The sequence below is a fragment of the Streptomyces sp. BPTC-684 genome (assembly GCF_030028635.1).
GTDB classification, from domain to species: domain Bacteria; phylum Actinomycetota; class Actinomycetes; order Streptomycetales; family Streptomycetaceae; genus Streptomyces; species Streptomyces noboritoensis.
On record NZ_CP124863.1, the window covers coordinates 2,882,142 to 2,901,496 of the forward strand.

Annotated in this window: 12 protein-coding genes, 1 pseudogene and 1 riboswitch; of the genes and pseudogenes, 6 read left to right on the forward strand and 7 right to left on the reverse strand. The window is 70.9% G+C overall.

All coding sequences use genetic code 11. The features are described 5' to 3' along the window. Positions 1 to 103 precede the first annotated feature (103 nt). Positions 104 to 982 carry a Cof-type HAD-IIB family hydrolase gene (locus tag QIY60_RS12830; RefSeq protein ID WP_283142530.1) on the forward strand — a complete coding sequence of 293 codons (879 nt, stop codon included), beginning with the start codon at positions 104 to 106 and terminating at the stop codon, positions 980 to 982. Positions 983 to 1,035: 53 nt separating this feature from the next. Here QIY60_RS12830 and QIY60_RS12835 read toward each other — a convergent pair whose 3' ends face one another. From QIY60_RS12835 to QIY60_RS12855, 5 genes are all read right to left on the reverse strand, one after another. After that, the gene (locus QIY60_RS12835; RefSeq protein ID WP_283142531.1) at positions 1,036 to 2,115 is read right to left on the reverse strand and encodes a M23 family metallopeptidase; all 1,080 of its coding nucleotides are present in this window, start codon (positions 2,113 to 2,115) and stop codon (positions 1,036 to 1,038) included. A gap of 148 nt (positions 2,116 to 2,263) precedes the next feature. Next, on the reverse strand, positions 2,264 to 3,994 hold the full coding sequence (locus QIY60_RS12840) for a GAF domain-containing protein (RefSeq protein WP_283142532.1): 1,731 nt from the start codon (positions 3,992 to 3,994) through the stop codon (positions 2,264 to 2,266). 83 nt (positions 3,995 to 4,077) lie between these two features. Further along, positions 4,078 to 7,635 carry a thiol reductant ABC exporter subunit CydD gene (gene cydD / locus QIY60_RS12845; protein WP_283142533.1) on the reverse strand — a complete coding sequence of 1,186 codons (3,558 nt, stop codon included), beginning with the start codon at positions 7,633 to 7,635 and terminating at the stop codon, positions 4,078 to 4,080. Between the two features lie 79 nt (positions 7,636 to 7,714). Then, positions 7,715 to 8,716, reverse strand: coding sequence for a cytochrome d ubiquinol oxidase subunit II (cydB, locus tag QIY60_RS12850; RefSeq protein ID WP_283142534.1), 1,002 nt, complete (start codon positions 8,714 to 8,716; stop codon positions 7,715 to 7,717). Between the two features lie 18 nt (positions 8,717 to 8,734). Then, the gene (locus QIY60_RS12855) at positions 8,735 to 10,243 is read right to left on the reverse strand and encodes a cytochrome ubiquinol oxidase subunit I (RefSeq protein WP_283142535.1); all 1,509 of its coding nucleotides are present in this window, start codon (positions 10,241 to 10,243) and stop codon (positions 8,735 to 8,737) included. 243 nt (positions 10,244 to 10,486) lie between these two features. On the opposite strand from QIY60_RS12855, the gene QIY60_RS12860 reads away from it, so the two are divergent. Beyond that, complete coding sequence (locus QIY60_RS12860) at positions 10,487 to 10,867, forward strand: cyclophilin-like fold protein (protein WP_283142536.1); 381 nt, start codon at positions 10,487 to 10,489, stop codon at positions 10,865 to 10,867. Positions 10,868 to 10,900: 33 nt separating this feature from the next. On the opposite strand, the gene hisC is transcribed toward QIY60_RS12860, so the two are convergent. Beyond that, positions 10,901 to 11,980, reverse strand: a complete 1,080-nt coding sequence (hisC, locus tag QIY60_RS12865) for a histidinol-phosphate transaminase (protein WP_283142537.1) — start codon at positions 11,978 to 11,980, stop codon at positions 10,901 to 10,903. 404 nt (positions 11,981 to 12,384) lie between these two features. Between hisC and QIY60_RS12870 the strand changes: the two are divergent. The 3 genes and pseudogenes from QIY60_RS12870 to QIY60_RS12880 form a co-directional block, all read left to right on the forward strand. Then, positions 12,385 to 13,491 (forward strand): annotated as a pseudogene (locus tag QIY60_RS12870) (LacI family DNA-binding transcriptional regulator); the annotation flags it as partial. Positions 13,492 to 13,738: 247 nt separating this feature from the next. Continuing rightward, on the forward strand, positions 13,739 to 14,890 hold the full coding sequence (locus QIY60_RS12875; protein WP_283142538.1) for a metallophosphoesterase: 1,152 nt from the start codon (positions 13,739 to 13,741) through the stop codon (positions 14,888 to 14,890). Positions 14,891 to 15,062: 172 nt separating this feature from the next. Beyond that, entirely contained in the window at positions 15,063 to 15,908 is an 846-nt protein-coding gene (locus QIY60_RS12880; RefSeq protein ID WP_283142539.1) for a hypothetical protein, read from the forward strand. A 133-nt stretch (positions 15,909 to 16,041) separates the two neighbouring features. Here the strand turns inward: QIY60_RS12880 and thiC are convergent, their stop codons facing one another. Then, positions 16,042 to 17,820 carry a phosphomethylpyrimidine synthase ThiC gene (thiC, locus tag QIY60_RS12885; protein ID WP_101389192.1) on the reverse strand — a complete coding sequence of 593 codons (1,779 nt, stop codon included), beginning with the start codon at positions 17,818 to 17,820 and terminating at the stop codon, positions 16,042 to 16,044. Beyond that, a riboswitch (TPP riboswitch) is annotated at positions 17,813 to 17,947 on the reverse strand. It overlaps the preceding gene by 8 nt. Before the next feature lie 71 nt (positions 17,948 to 18,018). Between thiC and QIY60_RS12890 the strand changes: the two genes are divergently transcribed. Then, positions 18,019 to 19,353 (forward strand): YibE/F family protein, encoded by a 1,335-nt coding sequence (locus QIY60_RS12890; RefSeq protein WP_283142540.1) that lies wholly within the window; start codon positions 18,019 to 18,021, stop codon positions 19,351 to 19,353. Positions 19,354 to 19,355 lie beyond the last annotated feature (2 nt).

A 19,355-nucleotide genomic window follows, 5' to 3' on the forward strand; every position in this document is an offset into this window, starting at 1 on the left:
CGTGGGCAGTCAGGAACCTCATGCGCCCCCTGCGCCCCGCATGCCCCAGCGTGCGTACTCACCTGTGCGCTCCCTCGCACGCCCGTGCGCCCTGTACGGGAGAATGAGATCTGTGACCTCAGCTACCGAGCCCCTCCCCGCCGAGCAGCCCGTCCCCGTCGTCCCCCGGCTCATCGCGACCGACCTGGACGGCACGCTGCTGCGCGACGACAAGTCCGTCTCGGAACGTACGGTCGCGGCACTCGCGGCCGCCGAGGAGGCGGGCATCGAGGTCTTCTTCGTCACCGGCCGCCCCGCCCGCTGGATGGACGTCGTCAGCGACCACGTCCACGGCCACGGCCTGGCCATCTGCGGCAACGGTGCGGCCGTCGTCGATCTGCACGACGGCGTCGGCGAGCACCGGTTCGTCAAGGTCCGCCCGCTGGAGCGTGCGGCCGCCCTGGACGTCGTCGAGGTCCTGCGCGCCGCCGCCCCGGGCACGTCCTTCGCCGTCGAGCAGACCGGCGGGCTCCACCACGAACTGGCGTATCCGCCGATGCTGCTGGACGCCGCCAGCAGCATCGCGCCCGCCGAGAAGCTGCTGGCCGAGGACGCCGAGACGGTCGGTGAGCCCATCCTCAAGGTGCTCGCCCACCACCCGGAGCTGCCGCCCGACGACTTCCTGGCGCTGGCCCGCGAGGCCGTGGGGGCGCGCGCCGAGATCACCCGGTCGAGTCCCACCGCGCTCCTGGAGATCAGCGGACCCGGCGTCTCCAAGGCGTCCACCCTCGAACTGTGCTGCGCCGAGCGCGGCATCACCCCCGCCGAGGTCGTCGCCTTCGGCGACATGCCCAACGACGTGGAGATGCTCACCTGGGCAGGCACCTCGTACGCCATGGGCAACGCCCACCCGGACGTCGTGGCCGCCGCCTCGGGTCACACGGTCGCCAACAACGACGACGGCGTGGCGGTCGTCATCGAGCAGATCCTCGCCTCGCTCTGAGCCGCACTCCCACAGCACCCCGCGGCAACGCGCGCGTCAGCGGCACACCGGCGTCACGGCCCGTCCGGTTCCGACTCGGCGGCGTTGCCGCGCAGCGTCACCCCGCGCTCGCTAAGCCACCGCACCGGATCGACCGCCGAACCCATCTCGGGGGTCACCCGGATCTCGAAGTGGAGGTGCGGGCCGGTCGAGTTGCCGGTGGTACCGGCCTGGCCGATCCACTGGCCGGTGCTCACCCGGTCGCCCTGGTCCACGGTGACCGCCGCCAGATGCGCGTACTGCGAGTAGTAGCCGCCGGGATGCCCGACGACGATCTCGATCCCGAAGCCGCCGCCGCACGACACGGAGACGACCCGGCCCGCGCCGACCGCCCGTACGGGAGTACCGATGTCCACCGCGAAGTCCTGGCCGGTGTGACGCCGAGCCCAGCGCTCGCCCGCGCTGTCGAAGCCCGCCGACAGCCGGTACGTCTCCACGGGCGCAGTCCACGCACTCACGGGGCGTGAGCCCGACGGCTCCTCAAGGCGTACGGCACCACGGCACTGCCCCGCCGCCACGCTCCGGTCGGCCTCGCCCTGGAGCTCCCAGCGCGCCTCCTCCAGGCGCGCGGCGATGGACTTCTTGACGCGTTCCAGCTCGTCCCTGCGGTCCGCGAGGTCGCGCCAGGCGTCCTGGGCCCGCCGCTGGGCCGTCGTGAGCCGCCCTTCCGCGCGGCGCGCCTTCCCGTACAGCCGGGTCACGGCCATATCGGCCTGCCAGGCAAGCCGCTGACCGCGCATCAGCTCTTCGGGGTCGTCGGCGAGCAGCAACTGTGCGGTGTACGCCATGTTCCCGCCGGTCCGGTACTGCGCCCGGGCCACCCGGCCCATGTCGTCATGGAGACGTACGAGATCGCGCCGCCGGTCGGCGAGGAGCCTGTCGAGCCACTCCGCCTTCGCCCGCTGGGCCTCGGCCGCGCGTCTGCCCTGCTCATACGCGGTGGTCGCATGGGCGGCGTCCAGATACAGCCGGGCCACCGCCAGGCTCGTACGGGGCACATCGGGGTCGTCGGCGGCCGTGGCGGCGGGAGTGAGCGGCCCGGCGAGGACACACAGGACCAGCACGAGGGCCCTGCACAGGTGTCCGAGAGGCATGCCCGGATCGTCGCGCGGCCGGAGCATGTTTCACGTGAAACACACCTCTCGCCCGGGGGCCGCTCCGCCCAAGTGGCGTACAGATACGGGATCGAGGCGCCCACGCCCCGTTCGGCAGTCGGGGTTCGGCCTGCTCCCGGCCCACCCCTTACAGCGGGGCCTCCCACACCACTGTCGTCCCGCCGCCGTCCTCCCCGGTCCCGGGCCCGTACGTGCTGGATCCGCCCAGCGCCTCCGCGCGCCGCCGCAGGTTGCGCAGGCCGCTGCGGCGGCCGCCCTCGGGGATGCCGACGCCGTCGTCCGCGACGGTGAGCCGCACGCCCTGACTCCCGTCCGGGAGCTGGACGGTGGCGTCCACGACGACCTCGATACGCGAGGCCCCGGCGTGCCGGAAGGCGTTGGACAGCGCCTCGCGCAGGGCCGCGATGAGGTTCTTGCCGGTCAGCTCACCGACCAGTGCGTCGACCGGGCCGACGAAGCGGTGCGCGGGCTTGAAGCCGAGCGGCACGGCCGCCATGTTGATCTCCCTCAGGACCCGGGTGCGCAGCCCGGAGGGCGCCTCCGCCGGGCCCTGCTGGAGCGCGAAGATCGCCGTGCGGATCTCCTGGATCGTCACGTCCAGCTCGTCGACGGCCTTGCCGACGCCCCGCTGCACCTCGGGCACGACCGACTTGCGCTGGGCGCCCTCCAGCATCATCCCGGTGGCGAACAGCCGCTGGATGACCAGGTCGTGGAGGTCACGGGCGATCCGGTCGCGGTCCTCGTACACCGCGAGCCGCTCCCGGTCCCGCTGCGCCTCCGCCATCATCAGCGCGAGCGCCGCCTGCGAGGCGAACTGGGTGGCCAGCGTCCGCTCCGCCTCGGTGAACGGGCGGCCTCCCCGCGCGCGGGGGGTGGCGAGCGCGCCCAGCACCCGGCCGCCGCTGTGCAGCGGCAGCAGCATGCTCGGCCCGTACCGCTCCGCGACTTTGGTGATCATGCGGGCGTCGGTCGCCGCGTCGTCCACGAAAACCGCCTCGCCGTCCAGAAGCGTCGCGACGACCGGGCTCTCCGGCGGAATCACCACGCCCAGCACCGAGCCGGGTTCGTCGGAGGCGACGGCGACGATCTCCAGGCCGCCCTCCTCGGCGGGCAGCAGCACGATTCCGGCGGCGGAGTCCGCGAGGTGCCGGGCCTGCTCGGCGACGACCTCCAGGGCGTCGTCCGCGTCGCCGCCCGAGAGCAGCGCGGTGGTGACGGCGACCGATCCGTCGATCCACCGCTCGCGCTGGCGCGCCGCCTCGTACAGCCGGGCGTTGCCGATCGCGATGCCCGCCTCGGTGGCCAGCACCCGCATCATGTGCAGGTCGTAGTCGTTGAACTCGGCCCCGCCGTTCTTCTCCGTGAGATAGAGGTTCCCGAAGACCTCGCCCTGCACCCGGATGGGAACCCCGAGGAAGGTCCGCATCGGCGGGTGGTGCGCGGGGAATCCCGCCGAGCGCGCATCCGCGGAGAGGTCCTCGAGCCGCAGCGGCTCGGGGTGGTGGATCAGCCAGCCGAGCAGCCCCCGGTGGCCGTCCGGGCGTCGGCCGATGGCGGCGGCCTCCTCGAACGTGACGCCGTAGGTCACGAAGTCGGAGAGCCCCGTGCCCGCCTCGTCGACGACCCCGATCGCGGCGTACCGGGCGTCGGCCAGCTCGGCGGCGGTCTCGCAGATCCGGTCGAGCGTGGAGTGCAGCTCCAGGCCGGTCCCCACGGAACGCATCGCCTCAAGCAGCTGCGGCACGCGCGCGGTGAGCTCGGTGGACAGACCCTGGAGGCTTCGGGTGGCCAGGGTCGCCGCTTCGAGCGCGTCATGGTCCTTGGTGTCCTGGGGGTCCTTCGGATCCGGCACTGACATGCCCTTGAGCCTAGTAAGTCCCAATTGGCGAGGAAAGTCGGGCCTGGCGAGAGGCAAGGCGGAGCCCCGGCACGGAACCCGCCTCAGGCCGGGCGGGCCTCCTGGAGGAGGTCGCTGTCGCGCTCGCGCTCCAGCATCCGCCGCAGCTCCCCGTCGACCAGGGCGAGCTCGTCGTACGCCCCGCGCTGCACGGCCCGCCCCTCGGCCAGCACCACCACCTCGTCCACGGCTTCCAGGCCGCGCAGCCGGTGGGTGATCAGCACGGTCGTCCGGCCCTCCGTCGCCCGGAGCAGATCCGCCGTGAGCGCGTCGGCCGTCGCCAGGTCCAGGTGCTCGGCGGGTTCGTCCAGGACGAGCACCGGGAAGTCGGCCAGGAGCGCACGGGCCAGCGCGAGCCGCTGGCGCTGGCCGCCCGAGAGCCGGGCGCCGTGCTCCCCGACGAGCGTGTCGAGGCCGTCGGGCAGCCCGTCCACCCAGTCGAGCAGCCGGGCCGCCGCCAGCGCGTCGCGCAGCGCGTCCTCGTCCGCGCCGGGACGGGCCAGCCGCAGGTTCTCGCGTACGGAGCTGTCGAAGATGTGGGCGTCCTGGGCGCAGAGGCCGACGAGGCGGCGGACGTCGTCGCCCGCGAGCTCCGCCGCGTCCTTCCCGCCGATCCGGTACGTGCCCTCGCGCGCGTCCAGGAAGCGCAGCAGCACCTGGGCGAGCGTGGTCTTGCCGGATCCGGAGGTCCCGACGACGGCGACGCGGCGGCCCGGGGTGAGCGTCAGCGTGAAGTCGCTCAGCGCGTCCCGGCTCTGCCCGTCGTAGCGGGCCGCCAGCCCGCGCACCTCCAGGGGGAAGGGCGACGCGGGCGCGGTGGCCGGGTGCTCCGGCTCCCGCACCGGCGCGGGGGCGTCGAGCACCTCGTACACCCGCTCGGCGCTGCGCCGGACCCGCTGGCGCGCCTGTACGGCGAGCGGCAGGCCGTTGACGGCCTCGAAGGCGGCGAGCGGCACCAGGACCACGACAGCGAGCCGCACTCCGTCCAGGCGCCCGGCGGCGACGGCCTGAACCCCGACGAGGGCGGCGGCCGCCACGGTCAGTCCGCAGGTCAGCGCGGCGAGGCCGCCGCCGAGCGCGGTGGCGGCAGCGGCCCGCGACGCGATCCGTGTAAGCGCGGAGTCGGCGTCCTTCGCCTCCCTGGTACGGCGGCCGAGCGCGCCCGCGACCGTCAACTCGCCCGTTCCGGTGAGCAGATCGGCCACCCGGGTGGCCAGGAGGCCGCGTGCGGGCGCCAGTTGGCGCTCGGCCCGACGTGCGCACGCGCCGCTGACCATCGGCACGGCCACTCCGGCGACCAGCAGTCCGATCGCGAGCACCGCCCCGGCCTCGGGCAGCAGCCAGGCGGTGAACCCGGCACTGGCCACCGAGACCACCACGGCCACGGCGGCCGGGAGCGCCCACCGCAGCCAATAGTCCTGGAGCTCGTCCACGTCCGCGACCAGGCGGGACAGCAGATCGCCGCGCCGGGTGGAGCGCAGCCCGGCCGGGGCGATCCGCTCCAGCCTGCGGTACACCGCGACGCGCACCTCGGCGAGCATGCGCAGCACCGCGTCGTGGGACACCAGCCGCTCGGCGTACCGGAACACGGCCCGCCCGATGCCGAACGCCCGGGTCGCCGTCACGGCCACCATCAGATACAGCACCGGCGGCTGCTCGGAGGCCCGCGAGATGAGCCACCCGGACACGGCCATCAGCCCCACGGCCGACCCCAGCGCCAACGCGCCCAGCACCAACGCCAAGGCCAGACGCCCGCGCAGCCCCCCGGCGGCCCCGCGCACCCGCGCGAGCACGTCCTGGGGGGTGGCGTGCCCGGCAGAAACGGAAGCAGGAGCCACGGCCGGAGCCGGAACTGGAGCAAAGGCCGGATCCGGTACGAGGGCGTCAGTACGGGAAGTCGTCGCAACACCCGCCTCACCGGCCCCGCGCGCCCCCTCACCCGGCGCGGCCCCGCTGTTCCCATCCCCGGCCGACCGCAGCTCCACCACCCGGTCCGCGACCGCGAGCAGGGCGGGGCGGTGGACCACCAGCAGTACGGTGCGGCCCACCGACAGCCTCCGTACCGCGTCGACGATGCCCGCCTCGGTCGCCCCGTCCAGTGCCGCCGTCGGCTCGTCGAGCAGCAGGACCGGCCGGTCGGCGAGGAACGCCCTTGCCAGCGCGATCCGTTGGCGCTGCCCGGCCGAAAGCCCGGCGCCGCCCTCCCCGAGCTCGGTCCCCGCGCCGTCGGGCAGCGCGGTCACGAACTCCAGGGCGCCCGCGTCCCGCAGAGCATCCCGTACCGCCGTGTCGTCCGCGTCCGGCCGTGCCAGGCGTACGTTCTCCGCGATCGTCCCGGCGAACAGGTGCGGCCGCTGGGGCACCCAGGCGATCCGCTCGCGCCACCGCTCCAGCGAGAGCGCGCCCAGATCGGTGCCGGAGATCCGCACCCGGCCCTCGTCCGGCGCCACGAACCCCAGCACCGCGCCGAGGAGCGTCGACTTCCCGACCCCGCTCGGCCCGGTCAGTGCCACCGTCTCGCCCGGCTCCACCACCAGGGAAGCGGCCGCCAACGACGGTTCGGTTCGGCCCGGATGACGCACCGTCACCCCGTCTACCTCGATCCGTACGGGACCGGCCGGCACCGCGCCCGTACCGCCCTCGGGCAGCGGGGTCTCCAGGACCTCGAAGATCTCCTCGGCGGCCGCCAGGCCCTCCGCCGCCGCGTGGTACTGCGCGCCGACCTGCCGCAGGGGCAGATACGCCTCCGGGGCGAGGACCAGGATCACCAGCCCGGTGTAGAGGTCCAGATCGCCGTGGACCAGGCGCATGCCGATGCCGACGGCGACCAGTGCCACCGACAGCGTCGCGAGGAGCTCCAGCGCGAACGACGACAGGAACGCGATCCGCAGGGTCTTCAGCGTGGCCCGGCGGTACTCCGAGGTGATCGTCCGGATCGACTCGGCCTGCGCCTTGGCCCGGCCGAACACCTTGAGCGTCGGCAGCCCGGCGACCACGTCCAGGAAGTGCCCGGACAGCCGGGAGAGGAGCCGCCACTGGCGGTCCGTCTGCGCCTGGGTGGCCCAGCCGATCAGTGCCATGAAGAGCGGAATGAGCGGCAGGGTGACGACGATGGTCGCCGCCGACACCCAGTCCTCGGTGACGATCCTGGCGAGCACCGCCACCGGCACCACCACCGCGAGACCCAACTGCGGCAGATAGCGCGAGAAGTAGTCGTCGAGCGCGTCCACTCCTCGGGTGGCCAGCGCGACCAGCGAGCCGGTCCGTTGACCGCTGAGCCACTCGGGCCCCAGCAGGGCCGCCCGCTCCAGAAGCCGCCCCCGCAGCTCCGACTTGACCGCCGCGCTCGCCCGGTGGGCGGCCAGCTCGGTCAGCCAGGACACGATCCCCCGCCCGACCGCGACGGCCCCGAGCAGCAGCAGGGGCGTCCGCAGCCCACCGGCGCCGAGGTCGTCCTGGAACGCCCCCACCACCACTTCGGCGATGAGCATCGCCTGTGCGATGACCAGCCCCGCCCCGACCAGGCCGAGGGCGACGACGGCAGCGAGGAAGAGACGGGTGGCCCGGGCGTATCGGAGCAGTCGCGGGTCGATCGGTTTCACGTGAAACATCCCCTCGAAGGGTCAGGGGGCTATGGGTCGGGGGGTGTGTTTCACGTGAAACACACCCCCCTGTGCGGGCTCAGTGCGCGTCGGCGATGTGCTGTGTGCCGATCCGCTTGCGGAACACCCAGTACGTCCAGCCCTGGTAGAGGAGCACCACCGGGGTCGCGATGCCCGCGCACCAGGTCATGATCTTCAGCGTGTACGGGCTCGACGAGGCGTTGGAGACCGTGAGGTTCCACTCCTCGTGCAGCGAGGACGGCATGACGTTCGGGAAGAGCGTCAGGAAGAGCATCGCCACGGCGGCCGCGATCGTGATGCCCGAGAGCGCGAACGACCAGCCCTCGCGGCCGACCTTGATCGCACCGATCGCCCCGACCAGTGCCACGACCGCGATCACCATCGCGACCAGGCTCTTGGTGTCACCCCGCGAGACCTGCGTCCAGATCAGGAACGCGAGTGCCAGTACGGCCGTGACCAGGCCCAGCTTCAGCGCCAGCGCCCGCGACCGCTCGCGGATCTCACCGACGGTCTTCAAGGAGGTGAAGACCGAGCCGTGGAAGGTGAACAGGAACAGCGTCACCAGTCCGCCGAGGATCGAGTACCCGTTGAGCAGGTCCCAGAGGGTGCCCACGTACTCCTTGTGTGCGTCGATCTTCACTCCGCGCACGATGTTGCCGAAGGCCACGCCCCACAGGAACGCCGGGATCAGCGAGGTCCAGAAGATGGCCTCCTCCCAGTTGCGCTGCCACTTCTCCTCGGGCCGCTTCGCCCGGTACTCGAAGGCCACACCGCGCACGATCAGACAGACCAGGATGATCAGCAGCGGCAGATAGAAGCCGGAGAAGAGCGTGGCGTACCACTCGGGGAAGGCGGCGAAGGTCGCCCCGCCCGCGGTCAGCAGCCACACCTCGTTGCCGTCCCAGACGGGCCCGATCGTGTTGATCAGGACCCGCTTCTCCTTGCGGTCACGGGCCAGCAGCTTCGTGAGGATCCCGACTCCGAAGTCGAAGCCCTCCAGGAAGAAGTAGCCGGTCCACAGGACGGCGATGAGTACGAACCAGACGTCGTGGAGTTCCATGCCTCTGTCTCCTCAGCCTCAGTACGAGAAGGCCATCGGCCGGTCGGGGTCGCGGTCGTCCCCGCCGATCTTGGTGGGCGGGTTGAGGTCGGACTCGGTGAGCTCGGGCGGTCCGGCCTTGACGTACTTCGCGAGCAGCCGCACCTCGATCACCGCGAGCACGGCGTAGAGCAGGGTGAAGACGATCATCGAGGTGAGGACCTCGCCCTGCGAGACACCGGGGGAGACCGCGTCCTTGGTGCGCAGCACGCCGTACACGACCCAGGGCTGACGGCCCATCTCAGTGAAGATCCAGCCCCAGGAGTTGGCGATCAGCGGGAAGCCGAGCGTCCAGATGGCGATGAACCAGTACCAGCCGGTCAGCCGGGAGCCGAGCGCCTTGTTCCGGAAGAGGACCAGATGCGGCACCTCGTCGTCACCGGTCCTGAGTCCGGGTGCCAGCAGGAACTTCTTGCGGGTGAGCCAGAGGCCGACGGCTCCGATGGCGAAGGACGCCATGCCGAAGCCGATCATCCAGCGGAAGCCCCAGAAGGTGACCGGGATGTTGGGCCGGTAGTCGCCGGGCCCGTACTTCTGCTGCTCCTGCTTGTTCACGTCGTTGATGCCGGGGACGTACGAGGAGAAGTTGTTGTCGGCGAGGAAGGAGAGCAGACCCGGGACCGAGATCTCGACGCTGTTGTGGCCCTTGGCCACGTCTCCGTAGGCGAATATCGAGAAGGGCGCCGACTTCTCGCCGTCCCACAGCGCCTCGGCCGCCGCCATCTTCATGGGCTGCTGCTTGAACATGACCTTGCCGAGCTGGTCGCCGCTGACGGCCGTGAGCAGTCCGCCCACGACGAGCGTGACCAGGCCGAGCCGGAGCGAGGTGCGCATCACCGGGATGTGCTTCTTGCGGCGCAGATGGATGGCGGAGACGCCGACCATGAACGCGCCACCGGTGAGGAAGGCCGCGGTGAGCGTGTGGAAGACGACCACCAGGGTGGTGTCCTGCGTCAGCACGTGCCAGAAGTCGGTGAGCTCCGCGCGCCCGGTGGCCTTGTTGAGCTTGTAGCCGACCGGGTGCTGCATCCAGGAGTTGGCGGCCAGGATGAAGTACGCGGAGAGGATGGTGCCGATCGAGACCATCCAGATGCAGGCGAGGTGGATCTTCTTCGGCAGCTTGTCCCAGCCGAAGATCCACAGGCCGATGAAGGTCGACTCGAAGAAGAAGGCGATGAGCGCCTCGAAGGCGAGCGGGGCGCCGAAGATGTCACCCACGAACCGCGAGTAGTCGGACCAGTTCATGCCGAACTGGAACTCCTGGACGATGCCGGTGACGACACCCATCGCGATGTTGATCAGGAAGAGCTTGCCCCAGAACTTCGTCGCCTTGAGGTACTTCTGGTTCTCGGTTCGCACCCACGCGGTCTGCAGGCCGGCCGTGAGCGCGGCGAGCGAGATCGTGAGCGGCACGAAGAGGAAGTGGTAGACGGTGGTGATGCCGAACTGCCATCGCGCCAGTGTTTCCGGCGCCAGAGCCAGATTCACAACGTCATCTCCTTACATCGCCGTGATCACAGCGGCAGTTTGCCCCTCTGATCCCACTGATTCCGGGACGAAGCGGGACACGCTTGTGAACGCGTTCACATTCACAAGCATTATGTCGCACACGCTTCCGCGACCTTCAGGCGGGGGGTACCTCTGTGCGGGATCCGCGCGGGGCGAGCCCCGGACGACGCCTTTTGAGACGCCTCTTCACTGCAGCTTCAACATCTTGTTGAATTTCGGCTCATGCAGATACGGATCTCGTGGCCCGCTGGGCAGCTGACCGCCACCCTCGAAGAAACCCCCACGAGCGCGGCGCTCGCGGGAGCACTTCCGATCGTCTCCACCGCCCGCACCTGGGGCGAGGAGGTCTACTTCGAGACCCCGGTCTCCCCCACGCTGGAGTCGGACGCGCGCGAGGTGGTGGAGCCGGGGACGGTGGCATTTTGGACCGAGGGCGACGCATTGGCGCTGCCCTACGGCCCGACGCCGGTCTCGCGGGATGGCGAATGCCGCCTGGCGAGCGCGTGCAACGTCGTCGGCCGGATCGACGGCGACCCGAGGCTGCTCGCCACGGTCCGCACCGGCGACCGGATCCGGGTGGACCGCCTCCAGGACCCGGCCTAGGGCCGTCGCGGACCAGCCTCAGGGCGCGGTGCCCTAGTTCGCCTTGCGGAAGCCCTCGGCCACCTTCAGGAAGAGGTCGTTGGCCTCGGTCTCACCGATCGTGACCCGCACGCCCTCGCCCGCGAACGGCCGGACCACCACGCCCGCCGCCTCGCAGGCCTGCGCGAACTCGACCGTCCGCTCGCCGAGGCGCAGCCAGACGAAGTTCGCCTGCGACTCGGGCAGGGTCCAGCCCTGGCCGACCAGGCCCTCGTACACCCGGTCGCGCTCGCACACCAACGAGCCGACGCGCCCGAGCAGTTCGTCCTCGGCGCGCAGCGAGGCGACCGCCGCGTCCTGGGCGAGCTGGCTGACGCCGAAGGGGACGGCCGTCTTGCGCAGCGCCGCCGCCACCGGCTCGTGGGCGACCGCGAAGCCGATCCGGAGCCCGGCGAGCCCGTACGCCTTCGAGAAGGTGCGCAGCACCGCCACGTTCGGGCGGTCGCGGTAGATCTCCAGACCGTCCGGCACGTCGGCGTCGCGGACGAACTCCTTGTACGCCTCGTCCAGGACCACCAGCACGTCCGACGGCACCCGGTCGAGGAATCGTTCCAGCTCCGCCCGGCGGACCACGGTGCCGGTCGGGTTGTTCGGGTTGCAGACGAAGATCAGCCGGGTCCGGTCGGTGATGGCCTCGGCCATGGCGTCCAGGTCGTGTACATCGCCGGAGGTCAGCGGCACCTTTACGGACGTGGCTCCACTGATCTGGGTGATGATCGGGTACGCCTCGAAGGAGCGCCAGGCGTAGATGACCTCGTCGCCGGGGCCGGAGGTGGCCTGGAGCAGCGACTGGGCCACACCGACCGAGCCGGTGCCGGTGGCGAGGTGCGAGAGCGGCACCCCGAAGCGGTCGGCCAGCTCGTTCATCAGACCGGTGCACGCCATGTCCGGGTAGCGGTTGAAGTTCCCGGCGGCGGCGACGGCGCTCTCCATCACCCCCGGCAGCGGCGGGTACGGGTTCTCGTTGGAGGACAGCTTGAAGGCGACCGGGCCGCCGGCGGCCGCGGGCTTGCCGGGCTTGTAGGTGGGGATGCCGTCCAGCTCGGCGCGCAGCTTGGGGCTCGTCTCGCTCACCGCAGGTCCTCCTCGACCGTTCCGTCCGTACGAATACTGCTCACCCTATGAGGATTCGGCTCCCCTGCGAAGAGCCGGAGGGCATCCTCCGGACGCGCCCTCGCCTGCCCGCCCGGCCCCGGGGAACGTGGGCGCGCGGGAGGGGGAGCGCTCCCCGCCGAAGCCGTGCGCCGGTGGCTCGCGCCGTGGCGCGCATCCCTCGTGCAGGTGAGTTGAGACCTCTTCGAAACATCGGGCATTCGGCAGCCGCCCACCGATCGACAACCGCCACCACAACGTGTCTCCCTCCAACTCCCAGGTAAATCAAGGCCAATAGCCCTTTTTGATCATGCAGAAACGTGCCTGTCAACGCGTGCATATGCACCCGGGCCAACTGTCTCGCCTCGCCCTACTATCGGCTCGCCATGACAGCAGCAGGGAAGCACCAGGTGAGCCGGTCGACCGGTCGCCGGCTGGGGCGGGCGGGCATTCGGGACGTGGCCGCCGCCGCCGGTGTCTCCATCACGACCGTCTCCGACGCGCTCAACGGCAAGGGCCGGCTCCCCGACGCCACCCGCCGCCACGTCCGCGAGGTCGCAGACCGGCTGGGCTATCGCCCATCCGCAGCGGCCCGCACGCTCCGTACCGGCAAGTCCGGCTTGATCGGCCTGACCGTGACCACGTACGGGGATGAACCTTTCACCTTCACCGAGTTCGCCTACTTCGCCGAGATGGCGAGGGCCGCGACATCCGCCGCGCTCGCGCGCGGCTACGCCCTCGTCATCCTGCCCGCCACCTCACGCCGCAGCCCCGCGGACGTCTGGTCGAACGTCGCCCTCGACGGCACCGTCGTGATCGACCCCTCCGACCAGGACCCCGTCGTCACCGAACTGGTCCGCCAGGGCCTGCCGGTGGTCTCCGACGGCCGCCCTGCGGGTTCGCTGCCGGTGACCGCCTGGGTCGACAACGACCACGAGGCCGCCGTACTGGAACTGCTCGACCATCTCGCCGCCGCCGGCGCCCGCCGGATCGGCCTCCTCACCGGCACCACCACCGACACCTATACCCGGCTCTCCACCGAGGCGTATCTGCGCTGGTGCGAGCGGGTCGGGCAGGACCCGGTCTACGAGTCCTACCCCGCCCACGACCCGTGCGCGGGCGCCGTCGCGGCCGACCGGCTGCTCGCCCGCCCGGACCGGCCCGACGCCGTGTACGGACTGTTCGACCCCAACGGCACCGATCTGCTGGCGGCCGCCCGCAGATACGGGCTGCGGGTGCCCGAGGACCTGCTGCTCGTCTGCTGCAGCGAGTCCACCGTGTACGCGACCACCGAACCGCCCATCACCACCCTCTCGCTCAAGCCCCGGCGCATCGGCACCGCCGTGGTCCAACTGCTCATCGACGCCATCGAAGGCATCGACCACGGTCACCCGATCGAGCAGGTGATACCGACCGAACTCATCATCCGTACGTCGTCGCAGCGCCGGTCGCCGCGTACGACGGTCAGCCCCCCGCGCTCCCCCGTCGCGGAACCCCGCAGGGGACTCGGACAGGACCCGAACGTGCCGGACAGGAGCCCCGACAGCGATGCAGACAAGGACTAGACCAACACAATGGGGACATAACCACCGGTGAACCACGGCCGCGCCGGGATTCACCACCCCTGGTGCGTCACACAGCACGAGCCTCATTCCTATGATGGGCGCACGACACCACGGATCCCCGCCCGACCAGGGGGGTCCCACGGTGTACGGCGGCGCGACGGTGGTGGAGGGGTCGATGACTCAGGGGGCCGGTCAGGGACCCGAGCGGACGGAGACGTTGCGTGACTTCCGGGTGCCTCCGTACGCGCAGGCTCCCGCGCATTCCGCGCAGGTCCCCCCGCCGCCCCCACCCGTCGAGATGCCTCCACCGGCGCAGCCGCACCCCCCCGTGGCCGTGCACCCGATGGAGGCGTACCCCGCGGACATCCACCCGGGGAACGCCTTCGCGGACGAGGAGCCGCCCGAGGGCTACACCCCGACGGCACGCGACCTCCCGGTGATCAACCGGGGGGACACCGTGCAGGTCCGGGTGGAGATCGACCCCGCCCCGGCACCTCTGCCGGACGGTCTCGGGCCGCTCTTCGTCGTGGGTGACGTCCACGGCTACCTCGACGAACTCCTGGCCGCGCTGCGCGAGCAGGGACTGATCGACGTCGACGGGAACTGGGCCGCGGGCAACGCCCGCCTCTGGTTCCTCGGCGACTTCACCGACCGCGGCCCCGACGGCATCGGCGTCATCGACCTGGTGATGCGGCTGTCGGCCGAGGCAGCGGCCGCCGGCGGCTACTGCAAGGCCCTCATGGGCAACCACGAGCTGCTCCTGATCGGCGCCAAGCGCTTCGGCGACACCCCGGTCAACTCCGGTGCGGGCACCGCCACCTTCCAGGCCGCCTGGCTGCTCAACGGCGGCCAGAAGGCCGACATGGACCGCCTCCAGGACGTGCATCTGCAGTGGATGTCCCGCCTCGACGCGATCGAGGAGGAGGACGGGCATCTGCTGATGCACTCCGACACCACGGCGTACCTGGAGTACGGCGACTCCATCGAGGCCGTGAACGACACCGTGCACGCGCTCCTCACCCGCAACGACGCCGACGAATGCTGGGACCTGTTCCGGAAGTTCACCAAGCGCTTCGCCTTCCGTGACGAGTCCGGCCCCCAGGCCGCCCGCGAGCTGCTCTCGGCGTACGGCGGGCGGCGGGTGGTCCACGGACACAGCCCGATTCCCTACCTCCTGGGCGAAGTGGGCACCGAAGACGGCGAGGAAGACTGCCGTCCGGTCGTGGAAGGTCCGCATGTGTACGCGGACGGTCTCGCCATCGCCATGGACGGTGGGGTGACCATGGCCGGAAAACTGCTGGTCGTGCAGTTGCCTCTGCATGACTGACGCGTAATCGGGAAAGCACCGGCTCGGGCGGTCGCAAGGCGATTTCGGAAACACCCTGTCACCCCGTGCCGGAACCGCTCTACCATCGGCTTATCCGTAGCAGGCTCTCCTCCGTTTCCGCCCGATTGCCCGTTCATCAGGCGGGCTTTCCGGCCCTACGGAGCATCGGGGGATGCACATGAACAGCGCTCCGCACCTGCTGACCGAGGACCGCCCGGAGTTCGAGCGGATCCTCGACGACGCACTGCGCACCGCGCCCGACCGGCCCGAGCTGGCCGGTGTTGGAGTACGGCTCAACACCGAGCAGTTGCGCACCATGGTGCTCAACGCCGGTGCTCTCGTCTCGGCGGCCGCGGCGGCCGAGTACGACCACTACGTCAGGGTGCGCGAGGAGTTGCGTGCGCCTTCCACCCCCGCGCTCACATCGGAACGCGGCTCGGTGATGACGCCTCCGGTGGTCGACAGCCCGGAATCCACCTCGGGCGCGGGCGTCGGCGCGGTCGTCGCGGTGCTGGCTCCCGTTCTCTCCGGGACCGCCGCCGCGATCTTCCTGCTGGTGGGCTACATCCTGAAGATGCTCAACCCCGAGCCCGCCTTCGCCGACACTTTACTGACCGCCGGATGGTTCTTCGGGGCGCTCACCGCGGCCGCGATACTCGCCGCGGCGATCAGCCTCCTGCTCACCGCGATCCGCAACGGCGCCACCCAGGTCGTCGCCGAACCGGAGGAGGACGAGGTGGACGACGAGAGAGCACAGGAGGTCTCCCGGGCCCGTGAGGCATGGCGCCACGCCCTGGTGGAACGGGGTATCTACCCGTTCCTGCGCGAGGCGCTGGCCGACCCGGGCACCGGTCCGGGGGCGTCGAGGCGCCGCTCGACGGGCCGGATACCGAGCCTCGGCTACGACCGGCCCGACTTCGACAGCCCGGGCGACTCGTCCAAGGGGACCCGCCCCAGCTTCACCAGCCCGGACTTCACCAGTCCCGACTTCGGAGGCCCCGAACACCAGCCGGAGTGACCGGCTTCGGGGCGCCCGTTTCACGTGAAACCACCAGGACCGCGGTCACCTTCGTTTCACGTGAAACCACGGCCGTGCCTGTTTCACGTGAAACAGGGCTCGCTGTTTCACGTGAAACATCGGTACGCGTACGTCACTCCGCGATCGGCAGATAGACCCGGTTGCCCGCCGCGGCGAACTCCGCGGACTTCTCCGCCATTCCGGCCTCGATGTCCCCTGCCGCCAGATCCCCGCCGTGCTCGCGGCGGATGTCCTGCGAGATCTTCATCGAGCAGAACTTCGGCCCGCACATCGAGCAGAAGTGAGCGGTCTTCGCCGGCTCGGCGGGCAGCGTCTCGTCGTGGAACTCCCGGGCGGTGTCCGGGTCGAGGGCCAGATTGAACTGGTCCTCCCAGCGGAACTCGAAGCGGGCGTCCGAGAGCGCGTCGTCCCACTCCTGTGCGCCCGGGTGCCCCTTGGCGAGGTCGGCCGCGTGCGCCGCGATCTTGTAGGTGATCACGCCCGTCTTCACGTCGTCGCGGTTCGGCAGGCCCAGGTGCTCCTTGGGCGTGACGTAGCAGAGCATCGCGGTGCCCCACCAAGCGATCATCGCCGCGCCGATGCCGGAGGTGATGTGGTCGTACGCCGGGGCGACGTCGGTGGTCAGCGGGCCGAGCGTGTAGAACGGCGCCTCCTCGCAGATCTCCTGCTGGAGGTCGATGTTCTCCTTGATCTTGTGCATCGGGACGTGGCCCGGGCCCTCGATCATCGTCTGGACGTTGTGGCGCTTGGCGATCGTGTTGAGCTCACCGAGCGTACGCAGCTCGGCGAACTGCGCCTCGTCGTTGGCGTCCGCGATGGAGCCCGGGCGCAGACCGTCGCCCAGGGAGTACGTCACGTCGTACGCCGCGAGGATCTCGCAGAGCTCCTCGAAGTTCTCGTACAGGAACGACTCCTTGTGGTGCGCGAGGCACCAGGCCGCCATGATCGAGCCGCCGCGCGAGACGATGCCGGTCTTGCGGCGGGCGGTGAGCGGCACGTACCGCAGGAGCACACCCGCGTGGACCGTCATGTAGTCGACGCCCTGCTCGGCCTGCTCGATGACCGTGTCCTTGTAGATGTCCCAGGTCAGCTCCTCGGCGCGGCCGTCGACCTTCTCCAGGGCCTGGTAGAGCGGGACGGTGCCGATCGGGACGGGGGAGTTGCGCAGCACCCACTCGCGGGTGGTGTGGATGTTGCGGCCGGTGGAGAGGTCCATGACCGTGTCGGCGCCCCAGCGGGTGGCCCAGGTCATCTTGTCGACCTCCTCTTCGATGGAGGAGGTGACGGCGGAGTTGCCGATGTTGGCGTTGACCTTCACCAGGAACCGCTTGCCGATGATCATCGGCTCGATCTCGGGGTGGTTGACGTTGGCGGGCAGCACCGCGCGCCCGGCCGCGATCTCCTCGCGCACGACCTCGGGGGAGACGTTCTCGCGGATCGCGACGTACTCCATCTCCGGGGTGATCTCGCCCCGGCGGGCGTACGCGAGCTGGGTGACGGCCTGGCCGCCGCGGCCGCGGCGCGGCTGGCGCGGGCGGCCCGGGAACACCGCGTCGAGGTTCTTCAGTCCGCCGCGCGGCGAGGTGTGCTTGATGCCGTCGTCCTCGGGGCGGACGGGGCGGCCCGCGTACTCCTCGGTGTCCCCGCGCGCGATGATCCAGTTCTCCCGGAGCGGGGCGAGTCCCCGGCGGACGTCCGTCTCGATGTTCGGGTCGGTGTACGGCCCGGACGTGTCGTACAGCGTGACGTCCTTGCCGTTGGTGAGGTGCACCTGGCGGACCGGCACCCGGAGGTCGGGGCGCGAGCCCTCGACGTATCCCTTGTGCCAGCCGATGGACTTCCCGGCCTCGCTCTGGTTCGAGGCAGGCGTGCGTGCGTCCTGAATGGTCATGAGACCTACTCCCTACGCCGGCATTACCCGGTAACAGGTTCGGCGGTCGGCGCAGCCGCTTCCGTACGGTTCGTACGGCTTTCAGCGCCCTCTCAGCCCGGTGCTCCGAGCTCCCGCGTGTGCAAAGGTGTCACCACGCTAGCGTCATCTCCAGCGCGCTGAACAGAGGGGCCCCGCCGTTCTTGCGATGATCGGGCGGTGACGTCAACAGAGCAGCCTCCCGAAGACGCCCACGGACACCCGCACGGCCAGCCCCATGGGCACACGCACAGCCACGGTCCCGCGGCGCCCGTCTCGAAGCATCTCCGCAAGGTGATCGCCGCCGTGCTGATCCCGTTCTCGGCCGCGGTGCTCGTCGGCCTGGCCGTGCTGTGGCCCGGCGGAACGCCGTCGCACCAGCGCACCGGTGTCGGCTTCGACCGCCAGACCCAGCAGGCGAAGGTCGTCGCCCTCCAGAAGGTCGACTGCAAGACGGTCAACGCCGGTCAGACCCCGTCGAACGGCGACACCTCGACCGCCGAGGGCCAGGAGGCCAAGCGCTCCCAGCAGGGCCTGTGCGGCAAGGCGACCATCGAGGTCACCACCGGCAAGGAGAAGGGCCGCACCTTCACCGAGATCGTCCAGCCGGACGCCCCGCGCCAACTGCACAAGGGGCAGGGCGTGATCGTCGCGTACGCCCCCGACGCCCCGCGCGACCTGCAGTATTCGGTGACCGATGTGAACCGGCGGTTCCCGATGGCGCTGCTCGCGGGCATCTTCGCGCTCGCGGTCGTGGTCGTCGGCCGGCTGCGCGGGGTGATGGCGCTGGTCGCGCTGGTCGTCTCGTTCGCCGTGCTGACGCTGTTCATCCTCCCGGCGATCCTCCAGGGCTCCAATCCACTGCTCGTCGCGGTGGTCGGGTCGAGCGCGATCATGCTGATCGCGCTGTACATGTGCCACGGCCTGTCGGCGCGCACCTCGGTCGCCGTGCTCGGCACGCTGGTCTCGCTCGTCCTGATCGGGCTGCTCGGGTCGCTGTTCATCGGCTGGGCCTCGCTGACCGGCAACACCGACGACAACACCGGCCTGATCCACGGGCTCTACCCGAACATCGACATGTCCGGTCTGCTGCTGGCCGGCGTGATCATCGGCTCGCTCGGTGTGCTGGACGATGTGACGGTCACCCAGACGTCGGCGGTCTGGGAGCTCCACGAGGCCAATCCGACGATGGGCCCGCGCGGGCTGTACCGGGCGGGCATCCGGATCGGCCGCGACCACATCGCGTCGGTGGTCAACACCCTGGTCCTGGCGTACGCGGGCGCGGCGCTGCCGCTGTTGCTGCTGTTCTCGATCGCGCAGAGCAGCGTGGGGACGGTGGCCAACAGCGAGCTGGTCGCCGAGGAGATCGTCCGGACGCTGGTGGGCTCGATCGGCCTGGTGGCCTCGGTCCCGGTGACCACGGCGCTGGCGGCGCTGGTGGTCTCGGCCGACCGCCCGGCCGTCGCGGCCCGTGGGCCGGTGCGGGGCGGGCGGGGCCGGCGCCGCAAGAAGTAGGC

Excerpts from the sequence above, each read along its gene's own strand:
- QIY60_RS12830 (WP_283142530.1), top strand. The coding sequence starts at position 104 with ATGAGATCTGTGACCTCAGCTACCGAGCCCCTCCCCGCCGAGCAGCCC.
- QIY60_RS12835 (WP_283142531.1), bottom strand. The coding sequence starts at position 2,115 with ATGCCTCTCGGACACCTGTGCAGGGCCCTCGTGCTGGTCCTGTGTGTC.
- QIY60_RS12840 (WP_283142532.1), bottom strand. The coding sequence starts at position 3,994 with ATGTCAGTGCCGGATCCGAAGGACCCCCAGGACACCAAGGACCATGAC.
- cydB (WP_283142534.1), bottom strand. The coding sequence starts at position 8,716 with ATGGAACTCCACGACGTCTGGTTCGTACTCATCGCCGTCCTGTGGACC.
- QIY60_RS12860 (WP_283142536.1), top strand. The coding sequence starts at position 10,487 with ATGCAGATACGGATCTCGTGGCCCGCTGGGCAGCTGACCGCCACCCTC.
- QIY60_RS12875 (WP_283142538.1), top strand. The coding sequence starts at position 13,739 with ATGACTCAGGGGGCCGGTCAGGGACCCGAGCGGACGGAGACGTTGCGT.
- QIY60_RS12880 (WP_283142539.1), top strand. The coding sequence starts at position 15,063 with ATGCACATGAACAGCGCTCCGCACCTGCTGACCGAGGACCGCCCGGAG.
- thiC (WP_101389192.1), bottom strand. The coding sequence starts at position 17,820 with ATGACCATTCAGGACGCACGCACGCCTGCCTCGAACCAGAGCGAGGCC.